At 60.3% G+C, this 22,975-nt stretch carries 20 protein-coding genes and 1 pseudogene; 16 read left to right on the top strand and 5 right to left on the bottom strand.

The window, feature by feature from the left end; all coding sequences use genetic code 11:
* The first annotated feature begins 47 nt into the window (after positions 1-47).
* The 7 genes and pseudogenes from N2600_RS07700 to N2600_RS07665 all read left to right on the top strand — a co-directional run bounded on the left by N2600_RS07700 (position 48) and on the right by N2600_RS07665 (position 6,843).
* Positions 48-947, top strand: a complete 900-nt coding sequence (locus N2600_RS07700) for a LysR family transcriptional regulator (RefSeq protein ID WP_260110609.1) — start codon at positions 48-50, stop codon at positions 945-947.
* 316 nt (positions 948-1,263) lie between these two features.
* Complete coding sequence (gene rplM, locus N2600_RS07695) at positions 1,264-1,728, top strand: 50S ribosomal protein L13 (protein ID WP_003558420.1); 465 nt, start codon at positions 1,264-1,266, stop codon at positions 1,726-1,728.
* A 1-nt stretch (position 1,729) separates the two neighbouring features.
* Complete coding sequence (gene rpsI / locus N2600_RS07690; RefSeq protein ID WP_017963826.1) at positions 1,730-2,197, top strand: 30S ribosomal protein S9; 468 nt, start codon at positions 1,730-1,732, stop codon at positions 2,195-2,197.
* Positions 2,198-2,504: 307 nt separating this feature from the next.
* A pseudogene (cml, locus tag N2600_RS07680) lies at positions 2,505-3,691 on the top strand (CmlA/FloR family chloramphenicol efflux MFS transporter).
* A 221-nt stretch (positions 3,692-3,912) separates the two neighbouring features.
* Positions 3,913-4,875 (top strand): agmatinase, encoded by a 963-nt coding sequence (gene speB / locus N2600_RS07675; RefSeq protein WP_018494132.1) that lies wholly within the window; start codon positions 3,913-3,915, stop codon positions 4,873-4,875.
* Between the two features lie 60 nt (positions 4,876-4,935).
* Entirely contained in the window at positions 4,936-5,868 is a 933-nt protein-coding gene (argC, locus tag N2600_RS07670) for an N-acetyl-gamma-glutamyl-phosphate reductase (protein WP_260298550.1), read from the top strand.
* A gap of 183 nt (positions 5,869-6,051) precedes the next feature.
* A complete protein-coding gene (locus tag N2600_RS07665) occupies positions 6,052-6,843 on the top strand; it encodes a sulfite exporter TauE/SafE family protein (RefSeq protein WP_170256789.1) in 792 nt (263 codons plus the stop codon).
* Positions 6,844-6,868: 25 nt separating this feature from the next.
* Here N2600_RS07665 and N2600_RS07660 read toward each other — a convergent pair whose 3' ends face one another.
* A complete protein-coding gene (locus tag N2600_RS07660; protein WP_260298549.1) occupies positions 6,869-7,972 on the bottom strand; it encodes a COX15/CtaA family protein in 1,104 nt (367 codons plus the stop codon).
* Positions 7,973-8,087: 115 nt separating this feature from the next.
* Between N2600_RS07660 and N2600_RS07655 the strand changes: the two genes are divergently transcribed.
* Positions 8,088-8,297, top strand: a complete 210-nt coding sequence (locus tag N2600_RS07655) for a DUF2842 domain-containing protein (protein ID WP_012756929.1) — start codon at positions 8,088-8,090, stop codon at positions 8,295-8,297.
* Positions 8,298-8,522: 225 nt separating this feature from the next.
* The gene (locus N2600_RS07650; RefSeq protein ID WP_260298548.1) at positions 8,523-9,761 is read left to right on the top strand and encodes a GNAT family N-acetyltransferase; all 1,239 of its coding nucleotides are present in this window, start codon (positions 8,523-8,525) and stop codon (positions 9,759-9,761) included.
* A 4-nt stretch (positions 9,762-9,765) separates the two neighbouring features.
* Here N2600_RS07650 and N2600_RS07645 read toward each other — a convergent pair whose 3' ends face one another.
* Positions 9,766-11,958, bottom strand: coding sequence for a GumC family protein (locus N2600_RS07645; protein ID WP_260298547.1), 2,193 nt, complete (start codon positions 11,956-11,958; stop codon positions 9,766-9,768).
* A gap of 191 nt (positions 11,959-12,149) precedes the next feature.
* On the opposite strand from N2600_RS07645, the gene N2600_RS07640 reads away from it, so the two are divergent.
* From N2600_RS07640 to N2600_RS07625, 4 genes are all read left to right on the top strand, one after another.
* Complete coding sequence (locus N2600_RS07640) at positions 12,150-12,725, top strand: polysaccharide biosynthesis/export family protein (protein ID WP_017963818.1); 576 nt, start codon at positions 12,150-12,152, stop codon at positions 12,723-12,725.
* A gap of 3 nt (positions 12,726-12,728) precedes the next feature.
* On the top strand, positions 12,729-13,895 hold the full coding sequence (locus N2600_RS07635; protein WP_260298546.1) for a glycosyltransferase family 4 protein: 1,167 nt from the start codon (positions 12,729-12,731) through the stop codon (positions 13,893-13,895).
* Between the two features lie 73 nt (positions 13,896-13,968).
* The gene (locus N2600_RS07630) at positions 13,969-15,531 is read left to right on the top strand and encodes an undecaprenyl-phosphate glucose phosphotransferase (RefSeq protein WP_260298545.1); all 1,563 of its coding nucleotides are present in this window, start codon (positions 13,969-13,971) and stop codon (positions 15,529-15,531) included.
* Positions 15,528-16,769 carry an O-antigen ligase family protein gene (locus N2600_RS07625; protein WP_260298544.1) on the top strand — a complete coding sequence of 414 codons (1,242 nt, stop codon included), beginning with the start codon at positions 15,528-15,530 and terminating at the stop codon, positions 16,767-16,769. The genes N2600_RS07630 and N2600_RS07625 overlap by 4 nt, the downstream gene beginning before the upstream one ends.
* A gap of 57 nt (positions 16,770-16,826) precedes the next feature.
* On the opposite strand, the gene N2600_RS07620 is transcribed toward N2600_RS07625, so the two are convergent.
* From N2600_RS07620 to N2600_RS07610, 3 genes are all read right to left on the bottom strand, one after another.
* The gene (locus N2600_RS07620; RefSeq protein WP_020486073.1) at positions 16,827-17,660 is read right to left on the bottom strand and encodes a carbohydrate ABC transporter permease; all 834 of its coding nucleotides are present in this window, start codon (positions 17,658-17,660) and stop codon (positions 16,827-16,829) included.
* A complete protein-coding gene (locus tag N2600_RS07615; protein ID WP_170256836.1) occupies positions 17,660-18,553 on the bottom strand; it encodes a carbohydrate ABC transporter permease in 894 nt (297 codons plus the stop codon). Before N2600_RS07615 ends, N2600_RS07620 begins: the two co-directional genes overlap by 1 nt.
* Before the next feature lie 124 nt (positions 18,554-18,677).
* Positions 18,678-20,015: an extracellular solute-binding protein gene (locus N2600_RS07610; RefSeq protein WP_260298543.1), complete on the bottom strand. Its 1,338-nt coding sequence runs from the start codon at positions 20,013-20,015 to the stop codon at positions 18,678-18,680.
* A 177-nt stretch (positions 20,016-20,192) separates the two neighbouring features.
* Here N2600_RS07610 and N2600_RS07605 point away from each other — a divergent pair, with 177 nt between their 5' ends.
* The 3 genes from N2600_RS07605 to N2600_RS07595 all read left to right on the top strand — a co-directional run bounded on the left by N2600_RS07605 (position 20,193) and on the right by N2600_RS07595 (position 22,912).
* Entirely contained in the window at positions 20,193-20,807 is a 615-nt protein-coding gene (locus N2600_RS07605; RefSeq protein WP_020486072.1) for a GNAT family N-acetyltransferase, read from the top strand.
* A 544-nt stretch (positions 20,808-21,351) separates the two neighbouring features.
* On the top strand, positions 21,352-22,533 hold the full coding sequence (locus N2600_RS07600; protein WP_017963810.1) for an ROK family transcriptional regulator: 1,182 nt from the start codon (positions 21,352-21,354) through the stop codon (positions 22,531-22,533).
* Positions 22,534-22,618: 85 nt separating this feature from the next.
* Complete coding sequence (locus tag N2600_RS07595) at positions 22,619-22,912, top strand: helix-turn-helix domain-containing protein (protein WP_017963809.1); 294 nt, start codon at positions 22,619-22,621, stop codon at positions 22,910-22,912.
* Positions 22,913-22,975 lie beyond the last annotated feature (63 nt).

Genomic DNA, 22,975 nt, shown 5'->3' with positions numbered 1-22,975 from the left:
AAGATGCGCTGGAAGATGCCGCGAAAGAAGCTTATGGATATTATGATATGCATAAGGATTTCTTTTGTATGCCTCTCCACCTCGATCAGCTTGCCGCCTTCGTCAACGTCGCCGATCTCGGAAGCTTTACGGCTGCGGCCGACAAGGAAGGCCTGACGCAACCGGCCGTCAGCCTGCAGGTCAAGGGGCTCGAACAGCGGCTCGGCGTCCGGCTGATCGAGCGTGTCGGGCGGCGGGCGCAGCCGACCGCGGCAGGCCTCGACCTGCTCGTGCACGCAAGGCGGCTGCTCCAGGAATCGGCCGCCGCGGAAGAAGCGATGATGCCGTACAGAGATGGAGCCAGCGGCCGCGTGCGCATCGGTAGCGGCGGCACGGCGTCGATCCATCTGCTTCCTCGCACCATCGCCGTCGCCAGAAAATCCATGCCCGGCCTCGAAATCACCGTGCGCATCGGCGATGCCGACGACATTCTGCGCGATCTGGAGGCCAACAGCCTCGATATCGCCGTCGTCGCCCTGCCGGCATCGGGACGGAACTTCGAGATCGAACCGTTCTACGAGGAGGAATTGCTGGCCGTTGCCCCCGCGGGCAGTCTCATGCCCGACGGCGGACCGGACGCCGCGTTCATGCGCGACAGGACACTGCTGCTTTATGAGGGAGGCAATACCAGGCGGGCAATCGACACGTGGCTGGCTGCACCGGATACCAGGATCCGACCTGCGATGGAGTTCGGCAGCATCGAGGCGATCAAGGAGCTGGTGGCCGTGGGGCTCGGCTGGTCGATCCTGCCGGGGCTGGCGCTGAAGCGCGACCGCGCCGGCCTCGTCACGACTTCATCGCTGAACCCGCAGCTCACGCGCCGCCTCGGCATGGTTCTACGGCGAGACAAACATCTGACCCGCGGTCTTCGCGAAATGATCAAATGCCTGCGCGAGTTCGAGGATTAAAACGGCTTTCGGCCGTGGAGCGTTGGTTCAAACCCGGTGAAAGCGACGCGGAAAAGGCCAAACACGGCAGATCTGCGGCCGACAAATGTGAGGTATTATAATACCATATACATAACTCGTTGTTTTCACTTATTCTTTTTTCCGATCCCTCAGAAAGGTCGATATTGACCGAATATCACATTCCCTTTATACACCGCGCCAGAACGCAGCCTATCCGGGCTGCTTTCTTTTTGGCATGCCTCAAGCCTGCCAATCCAAGCAACAAGAAACGCCCTTCAAGCCTTCGGGCCAAGGGTCCCAAAAGAGAGTATTCACTATGGCAACCTTCTCCCAGAAGCCTGCAGAGGTGGAGAAGAAGTGGGTGATCATCGACGCCGAAGGGCTGGTCGTTGGCCGTCTCGCTTCCATCATCGCTATGCGCCTGCGCGGCAAGCACAAGGCAACCTTCACGCCTCACGTTGACGACGGCGACAACGTCATCGTCATCAATGCCGAAAAGGTCGTTTTCACCGGCAAGAAGTATTCCGACAAGGTCTACTACTGGCACACCGGTTATGCCGGCGGCATCAAGGAACGCAGCGCACGCCAGATCATCGAAGGCCGCTTCCCGGAGCGCGTCCTCGAAAAGGCCGTCGAACGTATGGTTCCGCGTGGCCCGCTCGGCCGTCGCCAGATGAAGAACCTGCGCGTTTACGCCGGCTCCAACCATCCCCATGAAGCCCAGCAGCCGGTCGCCCTCGACGTTGCCGCGCTCAACAAAAAGAACGTAAGGAGCGCCTGATATGGCTGACCTCTCCTCCCTGAAGGATCTCGGCACGGCTTCCGAAGCTGCTGCTCCGGCCCACGTCCGCAAGGTCGATTCGCTCGGCCGCTCCTACGCGACCGGCAAGCGCAAGAACGCCGTCGCCCGCGTCTGGGTCAAGCCGGGCTCCGGCAAGATCACCGTCAACGGCAAGGAATTCGCGGAATATTTCGCACGTCCGGTGCTGCAGATGATCCTGCGCCAGCCGATCGTTGCGGCTGCCCGTGACGGCCAGTTCGACATCGTCGCAACCGTTGCCGGCGGCGGCCTCTCCGGCCAGGCCGGTGCCGTTCGCCATGGCGTGTCCAAGGCGCTCACCTACTTCGAACCGGGCCTGCGCGCGGTGCTGAAGAAGGGCGGCTTCCTGACCCGCGACAGCCGCGTCGTCGAACGCAAGAAGTACGGCAAGGCAAAGGCCCGCCGCTCGTTCCAGTTCTCCAAGCGTTAATCGCTTCGGACAGACGGAATTTACGAAGGCCGGGGCAACCCGGCCTTTTTGTTTTGCGCTGCTTAAATCAATCGGAAGCGTGTTGGCATGCCATTGTCGCATACCAGTTCTGCTGGTAGAAACTTGGCAAAGCGCTTCGGGAATGAGCGGAGCCGCAGTCAGGGGCGCATGATGGGAACAACCAAGTCCGCAGACAAATAGGCCGCAACAACTTTGTCCTGTTGTTGCGGCGTCTGTCCGGTGAATCCCGATACCGATGAAGAGACAGATCGCCGCCGAATGAAATCATTTGAGCGGGTTCTTTCCCATGTCTTATCCCAAAATCCAGCACTGGACTTATTCCCTGCCGACAGCCTTGCTGCTGATGGCACCGTTCGACATCCTGGCCTCGCTCGCCATGGATATCTATTTGCCGATCGTGCCGATGATGCCGGAGGCACTCGGCACTTCGCCGGCCATCATCCAACTGACCCTCAGCCTCTACATGATCGTGCTCGGTGTCGGCCAGATCGTCTTCGGCCCAATTTCCGATATTATCGGACGACGGCCTGTCCTGCTTGGAGGTGCTGCACTCTTTGCCGCTGCATCCTTTCTGCTTGCTGGCTCCTCGTCGGCGCCGCTCTTCGTGGTCTTGAGATTGCTGCAGGCAGTCGGCGCGTCGGCGACCCTCGTCCAACTTTCGCAACTGTGCGTGACGTCTACGGCGGGCGTCCCGAAAGCAGCACGATCTATAGCCTTCTCGGCTCCATTCTCTCGTTCGTGCCCGCATTGGGTCCGATCGCTGGAGCTCTGATATCGGATCGCTTCGGCTGGCGCGCCATCTTCCTCGTCATCGGTCTCCTTTCCATCGCCGCGCTTTTCAACGCCAGCATGCGGTGGCACGAAACCCGCCCTGCCGTTACCGCGAAGATCGATGTCCGCCCGATCCTTACAAGCCTTCCCTTCTGGGTCTATACGGGTGGCTTCAGCACGGCGATGGGCGCCTTCTTCGTCTTCTTCTCGACGGCACCTCGTATCTTGATCGACGAAGCCGGCTTCTCCGGCATCGGCTTCAGCTTCGTCTTTGCTACGGTGGCGCTGGTGATGATCGTGACGGCGCGTTTCGCCAAAGGCTTCGTGATGCGCTGGGGCATTGCAGGCAGCCTTGCCAGAGGCATGGCAGTGCTGCTTCTCGGCGCCGCGCTGCTTGTCTTCGGAGAGTTGTTTCTGCAGCCTTCCCTGGTCAGCTTCGTCATGCCGATGTGGATCATCGCAATCGGCATCGTCCTTGCAACGGCGGTCACGGCCAACGGCGCGCTCGCCGCCTTTGGCGACACGGCGGGAACGGCGGTCGCGTTCTATTTCTGCGTCCAGAGCATCATCGTCGGCTTTGCCGGAACCTTCTTTGTGATTCTGCTCGGCGGCGACAATGCCTGGCCGCTCGCGGGCTATATCTCAGCGACCGCGCTGACGACGCTGGCTGGATTGTGGTGCCTGTGGGAGCCGGCCCGATAGGCAGCGGGCGAATGACGGTCGCTCGACGATCACGAGCGGCCGTCGTCCGAACGATTGCTTGAAATCCGTCCGCACCTCGCCTACCCCTTTCTGCGCGCGAGGGATCGGCCAATTCCTTCGCGAGAGACCCGCCGCCGACACCTCGCGTCGAACGGCAATCCTGCAATGCAGAGTCCGCATCGAACGCGACTATGGTTTTGCGGCCGAAAAAGGAGCATGACTTGGCGAACAGATCGATTGACCACGCCTTCACGGCGACCAGCCTCACCTCCGCTGCCAGCGACCCGACCTTTGCCGGCGCGCTGTCCTTCATGCGCCGCCGCTTCACCAAGGAGCTCGCCGGCGTCGACGTCGCCGTCTGGGGCATTCCCTTCGATGCCGCGACATCGAACAGGCCGGGCACACGTTTCGGGCCGCAGGCGATCCGGCGCGCCTCGGCGATCTTCGACAATGATGCGCAATATCCCTTCAACCGCGACCTCTTCGCCGAAATGGCCGTGATCGACTATGGCGACTGCCTGCTCGATTATGGCAATCATCAAGACACGCCGGCCGCTATCGAACGCCAGGCAAATGTCATCCTCGACAGCGGCGCCTTCCTGCTGACGCTCGGCGGCGATCATTACGTCACCTGGCCGCTGCTGAAAGCCCATGTAGCAAAACATGGGCCGCTGGCGCTCGTGCAGTTCGACGCGCATCAGGACACCTGGTTCGACGAGGAACGGCGCATCGACCATGGCTCTTTCGTGGCGCGGGCCGCCCGCGAAGGCATCATCGATCCCGACCGCTCCATTCAGATCGGCATCCGCACCCACGCGCCGGAGGATTGCGGCGTCAATATTCTCTACGGTCATCAGGTCGAGGAGATGAGCGCCAGCGATATCGCCTCGGCGATCATCTCCCATACGCGGGGGGCGCCGGCCTATCTCACCTTCGATATCGATTGCCTCGATCCTGCCTTTGCGCCGGGCACCGGCACGCCGGTTTCAGGCGGGCCGTCGAGCGCCAAGATCCTCTCGGTGCTGCAGCGTCTGCACCAGCTCGATATCCGCGGCGCCGATGTCGTCGAGGTGTCGCCGCCCTATGATCATGCCGATATTACCGCCATTGCGGGGGCAACGGTGGCGATGTATATGCTGGGGCTTCATGCCGAGCGACGCGCCATCGCCGTGTCACAAGGCTGACTTATCATCCTCAAACTGAATCCGGAAACCTTCAGAACCCATTGAAAGCGCAGGTTTAACATGGCACCGAAAATCTTCATCGACGGCGAACACGGCACGACGGGTCTGCAGATCCGCACCCGTATGGCCGGCCGCCGCGATGTCGAGCTTCTGTCAATTCCCGAAGCAGAGCGGCGCAACGCCGCGATGCGCGAGGACATGCTGAACAGCGCCGATATCGCCATCCTCTGCCTGCCCGACGACGCGTCGAAGGAAGCCGTGCAGATGGTTTCGGCCAACAACAATGTGCGCGTCATCGACACCTCGACCGCCTTTCGCGTCAATCCCGGCTGGGCCTATGGCTTTGCCGAAATGGACGGTGCACAGGCCGACAGAATCAGAGCCGCCCGTTTCGTCGCCAATCCCGGCTGTTATCCCACCGGAGCGATCGGCCTCATTCGGCCGCTGCGCGCCGCCGGCATTCTGCCGGACGGCTATCCGGTTACGGTCAACGCGGTTTCCGGCTATACCGGCGGCGGCAAGCAGATGATCGCGCAGATGGAAAACCCGGATCACCCGGATGCGATCACCGCGCCGCATTTCCTCTACGGCCTGCCGCTCACCCATAAACACGTGCCCGAGATGACCGTGCACGGCTTGCTCGATCGCGCACCGATCTTCTCGCCGTCGGTCGGCAAGTTCGCCCAGGGCATGATCGTGCAGGTGCCGCTGCATCTCGACGATCTCGCCGAGGGCACGACGATGGAAAGCATTCATACCGCACTCGTCGCCCATTATGCCGGCCAGGATATTGTCAGTGTCGTGCCGCTGCCCGAAAGCAAGGCCCTGCCCCGGGTCAACGCCGTCGAACTCGAAGGCAAGGATACGATGAAGCTCTTCGTCTTCGGCGCGCCAGGTGCTTCGCAGGTGAACCTCGTGGCGCTGCTCGACAATCTCGGCAAGGGTGCCTCGGGCGCTGCTGTGCAGAACATGGACCTGATGCTCGCCTCGTAAAGCGCGAACGGCGGCGACATGGATGCCGCTCGAGCTTTGTGTCGATCTCTTCATCATGATCTTTCCTGCGGCCGCTCGCCTCGGCGGTCGCAGCATCGCTTTCGCGCTCGATCGCCGATGACGATTGGGTTATGAAAACGGACCCTTCCTCGCTACCAATCCTGAATCACGGAGCCTGACGTCATGACGCTCGATGCGCTTATCGCTGGCGTAGGCGCATGGTTTGCCACCGCCCTGCCCGATCATGGCATCTATGCGCTGATGGCGTTTGCCTTCATCGCCGGGCTTGCCCGCGGCTTTTCCGGCTTCGGCGCCGCATTGATCTTCATTCCGCTCGGTGGCGCGATCGTTGGGCCGAAGCTGATCTCGCCGATCCTGCTCGTCATCGACGGCATTGCGGCGCTTGGGATGATCCCTTCCGCCTGGCGCGGCGCCAACCGACCCGAGGTCTTCGTCATGGCGGCGGGGGCCGCCCTCGGCGTGCCGGCCGGCACGGCGATACTGGCGTTGCTCGACCCGCTGCTCTTGCGCTGGAGTATCACGATCATCGCCATCTGCCTGCTTGCGCTACTGGTATCGGGATGGCGCTATCACGGGGAGCCATCCGCGCCGCTGACCTGCGGCATCGGCTTGATCGCCGGGCTTTTCAGCGGCACCGCGCAGCTCGGCGGACCGCCGGTCGTCGCCTACTGGCTCGGCGGCAAAAGCGACTTTACCCGCGTCAGGGCGAATGTCGTGCTCTACTTCTCGATCTCGTCCGTTTTCAGCGCCATCAGCTATTATGTCGGCGGACTGTTCGTGCCTGCCGTCTTTGCGCTCACCGCCGTCATCCTGCCGAGTTATGCGGTCGGGCTTTACGGCGGCTCGAAACTGTTCGGGCTTGCCGAAGAGCGGACCTTCCGCATCGCCTGCTACATCCTGATCGCCGCCGCCGCGATCATCGGCATGCCGCTGCTCGACGGCGTGCTGCGATAGATCCGCCCCGAGAGGGCCGCTCGCCTCAGTCGCGTTCGGCGATCATCGTCCCGTGCGGATATTCGCCGTAAAAGCCGCGCCAGTTGGCGACGGCGAAGCCGAAAACCACAAGCGCGCCGGCCTGATGCAGCAGGCCCCAGTGAAGCGGCACCTGCATCAGCAGCGTCGCGATGCCGATCGCTGCCTGCAGCGTCACCAGCACGAAAAGCAGGACGGCGCGGCGTGCATGGGTCGTCCATGGCGCTGCACGAAGGGCGATCACCATGTTGATCAGCGTCAATGCGAAGAGAGTATAGGCGCCGATGCGGTGAATGAACTGCACCGTCTTCGGGTTCTCGAAGGCATTGATCCAGAAGGGCTGCTGGATCAGCAGATCGGAGGGAATGACGGCGCCATCCATCAGCGGCCAGGTATTGTAGGAAAAACCGGCGTCGAGGCCCGCCACCAGCGCGCCGAGATAGATCTGGAACAGCGCAAAAATGGCGATCGCGGCGGCAAAACCGCGCGAGCTTCGTGCCGGCGCCGGATCGTCGGAATGTCTGGAGAGACCACGCATGATCCACATGCAGCCGGCAAAGATCAGGCAGGCCATGACGAGATGCGTCGCCAGCCTGTACTGGCTGACGTCGGTGCGGACGGACAGGCCCGAGGACACCATCCACCAACCGATAAAACCCTGCAGGCCGCCGAGCGCCAGGATGCCGACGAGCGGCCAGCGCAGACGTTTTTCGATCCGCCCCGTCAGCCAGAAATAGATGAGCGGCAGCGCGAAGATCACGCCGATACCGCGGGCGATCAGCCGGTGCGCCCATTCCCACCAGAAGATGCCTTTGAACTCATCGACAGTCATGGAGTTGTTCAGCTGCTGAAATTCAGGAATGCGCTGGTAGAGACGGAATTCCTCCTCCCATTCGGCAGCCGACAGCGGCGGGATGACGCCGTGGATCGGCTTCCATTCCGTGATCGACAGGCCGGAATTGGTCAGCCGCGTGGCACCGCCGACGAGCACGAGACAGAACAGCGCCAAAATCACGAAACCGAGCCAGAGGCGCAAGGCGCGGCGGTCGCGGTTCTGCTTGCGCACTTCGCTCAGGATCGCCTGTTCCGTGGTCAGGTTTGCGACGGCCATGATGTCTCCTTCTATCCGGCAGTTGATTTGCCCCACCGGCTCATGCAAAACAAGCCCCGAACCTTTGCGGCATGCCGTCGCGCCGGTTCGACCCGTCCATGCCGAGAGATAACCGATGCCCGTCCGCCTCCGCAAATTCATTGGCACGATCCTCATCATCGTGCTCGTGCTCGTCTATGCGCTGGTGGCGAATACGATCGCAGTGGCAACGCTCGGCAACGCGCCGTGGTGGGGACATCTCCTCTACTTCCTGCTCACCGGCCTGCTATGGGTGTTGCCGGCGATGGTGATCATCAAATGGATGGCCGGCCCCCCGCTGCGCTAAAGCGCGTCGCGATCTTTCAGATTCGCTTGTTGCGCTTCAGGTCTTTGCTTTTACCCATGTCGTTGTCGCAAAAACCGCTGCACGCTTTTGCGCGACATGCTTTAGGGCCATTAACGGCCGAATAACCGTGATCCGCGGAAAACCTCGCCCATCGCGTGCGGTTAAACCAAAATATACGTCTGCCATACTTACCTTCCCGTTCAGCATTCTTGACCGGAGAAAACCGTGCAGACGCAAAAGCTCGACGTCCATGAACAGCCATCCGATAAGGCGCTGGCCGATACGGCCATTTCGCGCCTGCGCCAGCTGAGCATGAAACTCGCCATGGCTGGAATCGACATCGAAGTCTTCGACACGATGCAGCCGCTTGAGGATGACTGGCGGGCGCTGGAGCGCGACAATCTCCAGTCTCTGCATCAGAGCTACGACTGGTGCGCCGCCTGGGTGAATGCCTTTCGGCGGCCGCTTGCGATCCTCAAAGCCACTCATGGGGGTCAGACCGCCTTCATTTTGCCGGTCGAGATCGTCAACTCCCGCGGGCTCAAGACAGCGAAATTCATCGCCGCCGATCACAGCAATATCAATACCGGCCTGTTCGCAGAAAGCTTTGCCGAAGCCGGCAGAACCATCGACTCCCATGAGTTCGCTGGCCAGCTCCAGCATGCACTGAAGGGCCGCGCCGATCTCCTGCTGCTGCAGAACATTCCGGTGGAATGGCGCGGGCGCGAGAGCCCGCTCGCGGGGCTGCCGATGGTGCACAACCAGAATCACGCCTATCAGCTGCCGTTCCTTCCCGCTTTCGAGGACACGCTGAAGCAACTCAATGCCAAGAACCGGCGCAAGAAATTCCGCGTTCAGTCGAAGCGCTTCGAGGCGGCCGGCGGCTTCGAATACGTCATTCCCGAGACACCAGAAGAACAGCATAGCCTGCTCGATATCTTCTTCCGGCTGAAGAGCGCCCGCTTCGCCAGCCTCGGCCTGCCCGACGTCTTTGCCGACAGGGAAACGCAGGCCTTCCTGCACGGTCTCATCGACAAGCGGGATGACACCAGGCAGTACTTCGGGCTGCAGATGCATATGCTCCGGCTCAAGGGCGAGCTTGAGGGTAAGATCGCCGCGATTTCAGGCATTTCGCGCAAGGGTGACCACATCATCTGCCAGTTCGGGGCGATCGATGAAGAGCTCGTGCCGGATACGAGCCCCGGCGAATTCCTCTATTGGCAGACTATCTCGGGATTGCATGGCAAGGGTGTGGCGCTGTTCGATTTCGGCCTCGGCGACCAGACCTACAAGCGTTCCTGGGCGCCGGTCGAGACCGCACACTACGACGTGGTGCTGCCGGTTTCGCCGTTCGGTGTGATCGCCGGCGCCGCACACCGGATCGTCACCCGCGGCAAGGCACACATCAAGGCGCGCCCGAAACTCTATAAATTCGCCCAAGGCATTCGGGCACGGATCGGCTAACCGTTCAAGCAGCCCGGCCGAGCGTCTGCTCGGCCCCTTCGCCGCCGGACATCAGCACGACGCGCTTATAGCCTGCAGCCTGGAATTCCGTCATCAGAGCCACAAAGACGGTTTCCTCGACCTCAGGCAGCGAGAGGATGATCTCGACGTCCCGGCTGCGCGTCAGCCGCGAGACGCCGGCGACATCGGCCGAACCGCATTCGACCACCACGAGGTCATAGGCGGCGGCGAGTGCATCGAGCAGCAACGACAGCCGGTCGACGCCGCGCATGGCGCGGCGCACATCGCTCTGGCCTTGAGGGATGAGATGGGCATCGGAAAGGCGGTCGCCGTGGATCGTATCGCCGAAGGCGGCCTCGCCGCAAAGCAGATCGGTGACACCGAGAGCGGCCCGGTCCTCGGCCATCAGTTCTGTGGGGTAGCCGGAACCGGTCATGTCGATCAGGATGACGCGACGGCCGGCGTCGGCGAGCATGCGGGTCAGCGAAACCGTCGCCGCCGAGCCATTGTCACCGGTCGGAGATATCGCGATAGAAAGTGGTGCGCGGCTGCCAGTGAGATAGTCTGCAACTGAGGCGACGGAGAATTCATTCTCGTCCTCTGGCTCGTCCTCCGGCTCGTCCTCTGGCGCCTCCTCGGCGGCCTTAACGTGCTCGATCACATCCTCTTCGTCCGCGACCACGGCAAGCATGCTCGGCTGGACGGGCTTTTTGGCGGCAGCGACGGTCGCAACGGCCTGCGGCACATGCTTCTCCTCGACGAACGCTTCTGCCTCGATTGTCTCCGGAGCCGCATCTGTCGGGCGGAGTGCCCGGCCGCTGAAGAGTTCGGACAGCATGATGGCGATGGCGCTGATGATCAGCGTCGCGACGGCAGCAACGACGACGATCGGCACCACTTTCGGGAAATAGGGATCGACCGGCTCAATGGCCTTGGAAACGATACGGGCATCCGCCGGGCTCGAATTGCTGTCGGCGCGGGAGGCGGCCTCACGGTAGCGCACCAGATAGGTTTCGAGCAACTGGCGCTGGGCGTTCGCCTCGCGCTCCAGCGCATTCAGGCCGACCTCGTCCTCGCCGGCACGGGCGCTGTTGGCTTGCGCAGTGTCGGACTGGCGCTCCAGTTCGTTCGCCCTCAGATCCGCAACCTTGGATTCATTCTCGATGCTCGCCAGTATCTTCTGCGTCTCCTGGCGGATCTGGGTGCGGATATCGGAGAGCTGAGCGCGCAGGCTTTTCAGCCGCGGATGGTTGTTGAGAAGGCTGGTCTGCAGATCGGAGATCTGCGACTGCAGGCCGGATTCCGTCCCCTTCAGCCGCTGGATCGCCTGTGAGGACATGATGTCCGGCAGCGTATCGAAGGCCTCGCCCGAGGACAGTGCATTTCGAACCGCCTGCGCCCGCGCCTCGGCATTGGCCTTATCGCCCCGCACGCGGGTCAGCTCGGCGGAGATATCGTTCAATTGCTGGGCCGGAAAAGTGGTCGTGCCGTTCGTCTGCAACAGCCCGTGCGACGTGCGATATTCGGCGACCTTCTTCTCGGCTTCGCTGACCTTCTGGCGCAAGCCCTCGATCTCCGGCTCCAGCCAGCGGGTCGCCTCGGAGTTGGAATCGAGCTTGGCGCCGCTTTGGGTCGAGAGATAGACATTCGCCATGGCGTTCGGGATGGCGGCCGCGAGCTTCGGGTCCTTGGAGGTGAAATTGATGCCGATGACGCGCGAACCCGGCACCTGATAGGCCTGCAGGCGTTCGACGAACGCGTCGATGACGCGCTCTTCCGGCGGGTTCTCCAGCGGGTTCTTCTTCAGATGCAGCTTCACCAGGATACTGCCCATCGCCGAGCCGCTGGCGGCATCGTCGAATTCCGGCAGGTTATAAAGCTTCAGGTCGTTGATGACCTTCTTGAGGAGATCGGCCGATTGCAGAAGCTGCACCTGGCTGGCGATGTTCAGTTCGTCCATCAGCGGACCGGCGCTGGCGTCATTGATCTGCTGGGTGCTGGCGAAGGCCGGCGCACGGGGTTCGATGAGGATGCGTGTTTCGCTGCGATATTGCGGCGACATGATCTTGGCGCCGGCAAAGGCGACGCCCGCCCCCACGAGGGTGATTGTCAGAATCCGCAGACGGCGCGCCCAGACCGCACGGACCAACTGGCCAAGGTCTATGTCCACATCCTGATCACGAGCTACGCCGGACATGCTCTTACTCCACAACAAAGGTGCCGCAAGCGTAAACGACCATGGTAACTCAACGGTTAATGACAAGCTCGCCAAGAGAATGGCCGATGATCGATGAAGGAAACCGGGAAATTGCAAGCGCCCTTTACCGGGCATTAACCCTAACGGATCGATAACGACTGCACCGAGTTCATTTTTGTGAGCACAAGCGGATGTCTGTCGTCCAGCCCAAGATCCTTTTGGCCCTGAGCCTTGCAGCCATGACCGCAGCATTGGGCGGCTGCACGACGTACAAGCCTGCGCCGAAGGCCTTCAACGAGGCGACCATTCAGCCTTATACGCTGGACAGCGGCGATCGACTGCGCATCACCGTCTTCGACCAGCAGAGCCTGACCAACACCTATACGGTAGATCAGGCCGGCTATGTCGCCTTCCCGCTCATCGGCCAGGTCCCTGCCCGCGGACGAACCCTGCAGCAACTCTCGGGGCAGATCGCCCAAAAACTGCAGCAGGGCTATCTTCGCGATCCCGACGTCACGATCGATGTCGATCGCTACCGTTCGGTCTTCATCATGGGTGAAGTGGGCCAGCCCGGCCAGTATGCCTATGTTCCCGGCATGACAGTGCAGAATGCCATCGCGGTTGCCGGCGGCTTCACCAGCCGCGCCAACCAGCGCGTGGTCGATGTCACCCGCAAGATCAATGGACAGGTGCTGACCGGCCGCATCAACATATCGGGGCCGATCATCGCAGGTGACACGATCTACGTTCGCGAACGGCTTTTCTGAGCGATGGCACAGCAGCCGCTCCGCATCCTCCATTGCTTCAGGTCGCCGGTCGGCGGAATTTTCCGCCATGTCCGCGATCTCGTCGAGGAGCACAGCAAGGCCGGCCACGACATCGGCATCCTCTGCGACAGCTCGACCGGCGGCGAGTACGAGGACAGCCTGTTCGACGATATCCGTCCGTATCTCTCGCTCGGCCTGACACGCGTGCCGATCCGGCGCTCGATCAGTCCGTCCGATATTGCGACGATGTGGGATACATACAAGAAAATCAAAAGTTTGCGGCCGGATGTGCTGCACGGACACGGCGCCAAGGGCGGCGTGCTCGCGCGACTTGCCGGCTCAGCGTTGCGGGTGAACAGGTATCGCGTAGCCCGCCTCTATACCGCGCATGGTGGAAGCCTGCATTATTCGCGCTCCTCGCTCAGCGGACAGTTCGTCCTCAGGATGGAGCGCCTGCAGGAATATTTCACCGATGCGCTGGTCTTCATCTGCGAATATGAGCGCGATACCTATGCGCGCAAGGTCGGTCGACCGCGGACGAAGACGAGGCTGATCTACAACGGTATCAGCGAGCGCGATTTCGAGGCGATCCCGACCCGCTCGGATGCCGTGCATTTCATCTATGTGGGAATGCTGCGGGACCTCAAGGGTCCCGATCTGTTTGTCGATGCCTTCGCCAAGACCGAGCGGCTGCTCGGCAGGCCACTATCGGCGCTGATGATCGGCGACGGGCCGGATCGCGACCGCTACCGCGAGATGATGGTCGAACGCGGCCTTGGCAAACGCATCGGCATGCTGCCGGCAATGCGGGTCCACGAAGCCTTCTCCATGGCGCAGAACCTCGTCGTTCCCTCGCGCGCCGAAGCCATGCCCTATATCGTGCTCGAGGGGCTCGGCGCCGGCAAGACGATCATCGCAAGCCGTGTCGGCGGCATTCCCGAGGTGCTCGGCGCCGACAGCGCGGCGCTGGTGGAGCCTGGCAATTCCGACGATCTCGCCCGCGTCATGGCGGAAACGCTGAGCACACCCGATTGGCACGCCAGGACGATGCCGAAACCCGAGGCGGTGAAGGCGGTGTTTTCGTCCGCCGTCATGGCGCGTGATGTCCTGAAATTGTACCATGAGCTCGTCAACCCGGCTGCCGGCCAAGCTATGCCCGCCGCCTCGTAAATATTTCTTAGGGGCTTTCTGGTATTTCGCAGGGTGACAACGAGCGACAATGCCCCATGAACAAACTGGCCCCATGAACAAGCTGGAAAAAGGCGATCAATTCGACGTGGAAGCACTGCGCAAGCAGGTCTCCGACATCGAGGTTCGCGGCGACGCGGTTCAGGAGAATTCCTCCGACCCGACCGAAATTAATCCCTATGCCCGCCAGATCGCCGAACAGTTCCGCGACGGAACTCATTCGCCTGCGATCGTCATCGGGCAATTGCGGCTGCTGGAATTCCTGGCACTCTTTGCGATTGCGCTGACGGTTCACTATTTCTGGCCCGACGAGGGCAACGATTCCACGCTGGTGCTGGCGGGCATGGCGGTGATCGCTTCGGTCTTGACCGTTGTCGGCCTGCAGCTTGCCGACACCTACACCATTCCCGCACTTCGGGCGAAGCTGCGGCTGATGCCGCGCATCGTCGCCGCTTGGACGATCGCGCTTCTCCTGACCGTCGGCCTGTTCGGGCTCATTCGCGGCACCACGTGGGCGATGGTCGACGCCTACATCCCTTGGTTCGTTGCAGGCGCGCTCTTCCTTGCAGCCGAACGCTTTGTTGTCGCCTACGCCATCCGCAACTGGGCGCGCAACGGCATCATGGAACGCCGCGCCGTCATCGTCGGTGGCGGCGAGCCGGCCAAGGACCTGATCCGCGTCCTCGAACAGCAGGCCGACAACGACATCCGCGTCTGCGGCATCTTCGACGACCGCGGCGAGAAGCGCTCGCCGATCATGGTCGCCGGTTATCCGAAACTCGGCACTGTCGCCGAACTCGTCGAATTCGTACGGCTGACACGCATCGACATGCTGATCATTGCCCTACCGCTGTCGGCCGAGGTCCGTATCTACGACCTTTTGAAAAAGCTCTGGGTTCTGCCGGTCGATATCCGCCTTGCCGCGCATGCCAACCGGCTGCGCTTCCGGCCGCGCGCCTATTCGCATGTCGGCTCGGTGCCGATGCTCGACATTTTCAAGAAGCCGATCCGCGACTGGGATTCCGTTGCCAAGCGCGGCTTCGACATCTTCTTCACGATCGTCGCACTGGCGCTGCTCTGGCCGATCATGGTCGCAACCGCGATCGCCATCAAGGCGACCTCCGCGGGACCGGTCTTCTTCATGCAGAAGCGCCACGGCTTCAACAACGAAATCATCAATGTCTTCAAGTTTCGGTCGATGTACACCAACATGGCCGACCCCACGGGCAAGGCCGCGGTGACCAAGGGCGATCCGCGCGTCACTCGCGTCGGCCGCTTCATCCGCAAGACCTCGATCGATGAACTACCGCAGCTTTTCAACGTACTGAGGGGCGATCTCTCGCTCGTCGGCCCACGTCCGCATGCCGTTCTCGCCCAGGCGCGCGACCGCGCCTTCGGCGATGTCGTCGAGGGTTATTTCGCCCGCCACCGCGTCAAGCCCGGCGTCACCGGCTGGGCCCAGATCAACGGCTGGCGCGGCGAAGTGGACAATGACGAGAAGATCAAGTTCCGCACGGCCTACGACCTCTATTACATCGAGAACTGGTCGCTCTGGTTCGATCTCAAGATCCTGTTCCTGACGCCGATCCGGCTGCTCAACACGGAAAACGCCTATTGAGCGCGATCGAGGCGACATATCCCCGTGTCGCCCAACCGCAGCGTATGACGCTGCGCCTGATCGGCTCGGCCTTCGTCGCCTTCGGCGTCTTCCTCTCCGGTTTCGTGATCGACGAGCCGGCGCCCTATGAACTCTGGATGGCCGGGCTGATCGGCCTCTGGTTCATCCTGGGCCTCCGGATTTCGCGCGGCGTAGCACCACTGCTCGCCCTGCTGCTGACCTTCAATATCGGCGGCATGCTGTCGCTGACGCAGATGAAGGACCTGGCAACGGCGCCGATGTATATCGCAGTGTCGACCTTTCTGGCGCTGACGGCGGTCTTCTACGCGGCAATCATCGAGGACAGCCATAAGCGGCTGCCGCTGATCTTCAACGCCTGGACCTTTGCCGCTGTCGCCACCTCCGCGCTCGGCATACTCGGCTATTTCCATGCCTTTCCGGGCGCGGAAATTTTCACGCTCTACGACCGCGCCAAGGGCGCCTTCCAGGATCCCAACGTCTTCGGGCCCTTCCTGGTGCCGCCATCGCTCTATCTCGTCCACGGTATCCTGGCCGGCGATTTGAAGAAATCGCCGTTGAAGGCCGCCGCCCTGCTCGTGCTTGCGCTCGGCATCTTCCTCTCTTTCTCCCGCGCCGCCTGGGGGCTCTTCGCGCTTGGCGTGGTGCTGCTGATCTTCATCATGCTGCTGAAAGAGCGCAGTGGCGCTTTTCGCCTGCGAGTCCTGGTCCTGTCGCTGGCGGCGATCATCATGTTGGTCGCCTCGCTGCTGGTAGCACTGCAGATCCCCAAGGTCGCCGAACTGTTTTCGGCGCGCGCCCAGCTGGTGCAGCAATATGATGGCGAACATCTCGGCCGCTTCGAGCGCCACCGGATCGGCTTCACCATGATGATGGAGCGCCCGCTCGGTATCGGGCCGCTGGTGTTCGGCACGATGTTTCCCGAGGACGAGCATAATATCTGGCTGAAATCGCTCACTTCTTATGGCTGGCTCGGCTTCGTCAGCTATGTCGGCATGCTTCTCTGGACGCTGGCTCTCGGCTTCCGAAACCTGCTGCTCGACCGGCCATGGCAGCCCTTCCTGATGATCGCCTGGATCTCGGTTCTCGGCCATGCGACAATCGGCAACGTCATCGATATCGACCACTGGCGCCATGTCTATCTGCTGCTTGGAACCGTCTGGGGCTGCGCGGCGCTGGAAGTGCGCCACAAGCGCGATCAAAGACGAAGGGCAGCGTGACCTCTTGCTGTCCAAGTAAGCGTGTGGCTCCGAAACGACACCTTCGCATATGGCTTTTTATTTTGTCGCTCCTGCCGTCAGGCCGGCAATGAACCGTCGCTGGAAAACCAGATAAGTCAGGATGAGCGGGAAAATCACGATCACCGCACCGGCGGTCAGAACCGGTGTGTTGACGGTATAACGCCCCTGGAAAAACAGCATGCCGAGGGGCAGCGTCCGATAAGCGTCGTCGTTGACCAGAATGAACGGAATGAGAAACTCATTCCAGGTCCATATGAACAGAAACAGCGCCAGCGTCGACATTGCCGGCACCATGAGCGGGATAACGATCTTGCGCAGGATATAGAAGCGTCCGGCGCCATCGAGAACCGCCGCTTCGAGAACTTCTTCCGGCAGTTGCTGCATCGCGCTGGCGAGGAAGATCGTCGAGAATGGTATCGACATCGCGATCTGCGGCACAATGAGAGCCGCATAGGTATTGATCAGTCCGAGATACCGCATTTCATAATAAAGCGGGATGATGAAGGCTTCCGCCGGCACCATCATGCCGAGCGTCAGGATAGCGAACAGCGTACGCCGCAGCGGAAATGACAGGTATGCGAAGGCAAAGCCGGTCAGCAGGCCTAAAATGACGCTTGCAGCAACGACGGGTATGACAACGATGATCGAATTCCAGAAGTAAATGTTGAAATGTCCGGCATTCCAAGCATCGACATAATTTTCGAAATGTGGATATGCCGGCAACGCGAATGCACCCTGCAGAACGTCGGCCTTGCTCTTTATTGAGGTTAGAAGCAGGAGCAGGAAGGGGATGATCGTGACGAAAGCAAGAAGCCAGAGGACAATGCGGAGGAATAGCGGACCGGAGGAAATGTTAAATGAACGGCTCATCAAGCCAATCCCTTATGCTGCGATCCCACAAATCGGTGAATTGCATAGTTGATGACGAATGTGAGTATCGCGCCGACAATGGCGATGGCCGCCGCGGCGCCGAACCGATTGAGCTCGAAGCCGAGCTGATACATGTATATGTTCGGCACGAGCGTAGCGTTGGCGGGTCCGCCCCGGGTCATTGTAAAAATCAGGTCGAAGCTTTTGATCGACGCTATGACCGTCAAAAGCAAAACCACCCTTATTTCAGGCAATAGAAGCGGCAGCGTTATCCAGAAAAAAGTTTTTCGCGCCGAAGCACCATCGACCTTGGCAGCGTCGAAAAGCGACGGGTCGATGCGTTGGATTCCGGTCAGGAAAATGACCATGCAAAAACCAAAGAAATACCAAGTGGCAACGATCCCGACCGCGGGAAGAACAAAATTGAAATCTCCCAGCCACGGGAGTGCGAAGGCGCCTAACCCTACTGCTCTGAGAAACTGATTGAACGGGCCGAATGCAGGATTGTAGAGCCACGCCCAGATGATGCCCAACACGGCAGTCGGCATGATATAAGGCAGGAACAAGAATGTGCGTAGGGCGAGTTGTTCGCGTTGCTTCAGATTCCAGACGCAAGCAGCAAGAGCGATACCGAGCACGAGCGGCAGGACACAGTAGAAGATCATAAGCTCGGCATTGTTACGCAAGGCAGTATAAAAACGACTGTCAGAAAAGAGATCGGCGTAATTGCCCAAACCAACCCATTTGGGCATGGCCAAGCCGTCCCAGCTGGTCAGGCTCAAACCCAAAGCCGCGAGGATCGGTCCAAAGACAAAAGCCGCGTAGAAGAGCAATCCAGGCAATAAATAGATAAAATTGGTATGTTGCGAGCCATCAAGTGCGGAGCGTTTCATCCAGTACTCCATAAAGCCAAAGCTGTGGTCATCGCGCAGCAAGCCGAACGCGATGTTCATTTATCTCGATCGACGAGACTGAGGTCACGACCGCAGGGGACGGCCGTGACCTGCGTCGCAATCTTTATTTCTTATCCTTCAGGTAGGCCTGATAATCCTTGTCCATAGCATCGACAAAGGCTTCGGGCGTGATATTGCCGGACAGGAGAAGCGGCGTGTTGTCGTCTATTGTCTTCAGCATCGTTGGGCTCGACCAATCGGGGTAATGGCCGAGAGCGTCATTTGCGTTGAGTGTCTTCCACATTTCGATGCCGGAGCTGAGGAGCGGCGTGAGCTTTGGCTTTGCGTCAGCCGCGAGCGAAGTTGCCGGGAGATAGCCAGCATTGGCCCAGGTTTCAGCAGCCTTTTCTGAGACCATATAGTCGATATATGCGCCGGCTAGGTCCTGTGTCGGCTTAGTTTTGGCAAGGCTCGTTATCGCCCAGGCAAGATCCACGCCCCCGACACTCATGGGCTTGGAAATGCCTTTCGGGGCGGGAATGGCCATAAAGCCGATCTCCGGATTGTGCTGCATGTCACCGAAATACCAGGTCCCGGAGATCAGGAACGCGCCCTGCCCGGAAATGAAAAGCTGGACGGCGTCGTCACCTGAGATGCCTTCGAAACCGGGGAAAAAATAACCGCCCTGTGCCCACTGCTGCACGAGTTTGGCGGATTCGATGTTTCCCTTGGTGTTCCAGGAGCCGCCACGGCCGTAAATCAGGTCGTCAAGCTCGGCGCGATTGCTCGCGTCGATATGCGCTTGGTCGATGGCGCCGATCATGTGCAAGGCCAGATGCTGCTTTGCCGAGCCCATCATGAAGGGCGCAATGCCCTTTTCCTTCAGCTTGTCGAGATCGGCTAGAAGCTCCTCGAAGGTTTGCGGCAGCGCTACTCCCGCATCGCCGAGGATCTTTTTATTGTAGTAGAGGCCAACGATCTCGCCGAGGCCCGATATGCCGTAGGTCTTACCGACTCCAAATTTTCCATCTCCCCAGCGGTCTCGAGCAAGCACGGAATCCGACTGGAGCTTATCCCAGCCATATTGTTTGATGTAGTCGTCGACCGGCAGGAGCAATCCCTCCTTGACCATCGCCCCCATGTCACCGGCGCCCTGGTTGACCTTCGTGATGACCGGGCCATCACCTGCCGAAACCGCAAGCTTCAACGTCAACTTCATGTCGTCAAAGGTGCGGGCGGTGCGTTTGATCGTGACGCCGGGGTGGGCAGCTTCGAACTCCTTGTTAAGTTGCTCTATGACCGCACTCTGGCCTTCATAGGTTTGGTCGTCCCACACAGCCAGGTCGTCAGCACGCGCGGCTGCCGAAAGGCCAAAACTCAAAAGCGCCGCGCCAGCAAGCGCGACAGCTGCTTTCAATCGGTATGCCGGCAGTATGCTGATCGATTTCACGGTTCTGTTCATCTGCTCCACCTCATCTGGTTTATTCTCCACTCTCCGCCCAGGCCTTGTGCTAGGCACCGGCCGAACGTTTTCTTCCCCCAGAGCTTTGCCTGGCTGGCGAATCTGAGGTAATCGTCAATGCATCGGCTCCTCTCGCGACCTAAAATGACCAAGCGCCACGCAGGAGGTGGCAAAGTGATGGACACCAGCTGCTTCATCCGCCCCGCGATTGAAGCGGATATCGACGCTCTTTTCGACATCTGCCTGAAAACCGCGAATGGCGGTCAGGATGCCAGCGCGCTTTATAGCGACCCGCATCTGCCCGGCTACATCTGGTCGGTACCCTACCTGAAATTCGCCAAAGACTTTGCCTTTGTTCTCGTTCAGGACGGTCGGCCGGTCGGCTACGTTGTAGGGGTGCCGGACACAGGTGGGTTCGACAGAGACTTGCAAACAAACTGGTGGCCGTTCGTCCGCCAGCAGATTGCGGGACTGGCACCCACCCGTCCGCGCGACGCCGACGTGATGGAACGAATTCAAAATCCGCGCAGCGGAACGGCGTGGCTTCAAGACCAGTACCCGGCGCATCTTCACATCAACATTCTTCCCGGACTTCAGGCAAGCGGTTGGGGGCGCAGGATGATCGACACGGAGCTTCAAGCGCTTCGGAATCACGGGGTCGGAGCCGTGCATCTCGGGGTCGACCCAAACAACGAACGCGCCAAGGGTTTTTACCGTCACCTTGGCTTTTCCGAATTCGAGCGGGACGGCTCCGTCGCCTTTGCTATGCGGATTGATCAGGGATTGGGTTGAAGCATTTCCTGGTTTCTCCGAGGCATGGAAAGGCCCTATCTCGTAGGTACGAGAACCCTTGATTGGCGAAAATCTCACACGCCCAAAGCTGCTTGCCCCGCACAAGGCGAGATCAGCGGACCCGTCTGGATGAACGTCCGCCGGAAGGCGTGGCGCCGTTATCGGCAGTAAAACAGGTTTCTCGGCTCTATCAATCGAGGGCTTCATCATGAGCAAATCCTCGGCAGCTAGGTTCAAGGAGTCGGCGGAACGCAAATAAGGAAATAGCCAGGTAGGCCTAGGCCAGTTCCTCTTCGAGCTATCTTGACGGGCGCACGGCTAACCAGACGATACGTATGGCGCATACTTCTACTCGACCCTCTTTATTTCATCGCGCATTTTCATCGCACGTTAATCCAAAGCCTACAGCTGGCCTCCCATTTGTCAAGGACATAGACAAATTGCCTGCTTCGATGTATTGAAATCCGGTTGGCCGCGATAGTTGTGAACTCGATATCGCCCCCAATAAGTATGTGCTCCGAACTAATTGGACTGAGCTAGCCGGATGGCAATGACATCTTCTGTCGCACAGACTCCGATCGCACGAAAAATTTCAACCAATGCCGTCATCCGAACCGTGTTCGCGAACGGGTCGATCTCTCGCGCCGATATTGCCAAGCTAACCGGCTTATCAAAGCAGACGATTTCCGATGTCGTTCGCGACCTTGAGGATGACGGCTGGCTGAAACCAGTCGGGCAGACTGATGGCCGCCCGGGCCGGAATGCGATCACCTATGAAATCAATGCCAGGGCGGGACTGGCCGTCTCTATAGATCTCGGGAGCACCAAGATTGCTGCGGCTATTTGCGATCTGTTGGGGAATGTGGTTGCTGAAACCAAAGTATCCACCGACCCGCGCGGCGGAATGCATCTCGTCAATCAGTTCAGCGATCTTATCGTGGAACTCGCGTCTGCGGCCGGGACGAGTGCCGACAAACTGCGCCTCATCGTTCTAGGCAGTCCCGGTGTGCTCGATCCGGCCACCGGACATATCAACGTAGCGCCAAGCATCCCAGGCATCGACGCAATCAATCTGCGGCAAGTCTTCAGCGACCGAATGGGTATACCCGTGATCGTTGAAAATGATGTCAACCTGGCCGCGCAAGGGGAGAGATGGCGGGGACACGGTATCGAAACCAGCAATTTTGCATTCGTTGCTCTCGGCACGGGCGTCGGCATGGGCATCATCGCCAACGGAACTCTGTTGCGCGGCGCGCGTGGGGCGGCCGGCGAAATCGCCTATCTTCCGATCGGCGGAGACGTTTTTGATCCTGGCGGATTTACGCTTGGAACCTTTGAGAGTGCGGTCGGCAGCGCCGCGATGTTGCGCCGCTACGTCGGTTTCGGCGGGCGCAACGCATCCACCGTGGCCGATCTCTTCGCCGCGTTTAGTGCAGGAGAGACAAGCGCCGCGGCTGCAATCGAAGAGACGGCAAGGCTGGTCGCGGTCGCCATTGCGGCAATCGGAGCGGCTCTCGATCCTGAACTGGTGATCACCGGTGGCAGCATCGGAGCAAGACCGGAACTCGTAAACGCCATCCGTGGTTTCCTGCCGCGCTGTACGCCTTATCCGCCGCGCATCGAGATCAGTCGCTTTGGGAACCGGGCCGCCCTGATGGGAGGAATGGGGATCGCGGTCGAACGCATGCATGACGATCTTTTTGGTGTAAAATTGAGGGAAGTTTGAAGAGCGAGTGCCTTCGGCACCGAAACCGCCCAACGTGAGAGCGCGGCCACTTGAGAAGTGCTGGAAATGCGCTAGATTTTCCATCATGATAACAGCAACGCAGATACGCGGCGCGCGCGCCATGATCGGAATGAGCATCGAAGAGCTCGCGGCCGCCAGCGGCCTGCCGGTCGAGACTGTGAGAGCGCTGGAAAACGGCGAATTCGCCGGCGAGCCACATGCGCTGTTCGATGTGCGCAGCACGCTCGAGGCGAACGGCATCATCTTCCTGTCGAGCGGTAATCAGGATGAAGGCGGACCCGGCATCCGCTTACGCGCCCGCACCTTCAGCGATGACGGCATCCGGCCCGAAAACCTCAACGCCGCCAACGACGATTGACGGAGCTAATCGGGCGCCCGGGCGTTTCGCTGTCCCATAATTTATCGGGGGTCATCGGCAAGA

It is taken from the genome of Rhizobium sp. WSM1274 (assembly GCF_025200775.1).
GTDB lineage: Bacteria > Pseudomonadota > Alphaproteobacteria > Rhizobiales > Rhizobiaceae > Rhizobium > Rhizobium leguminosarum_I.
This window is presented reverse-complemented; position numbering and strand designations above follow the sequence as displayed.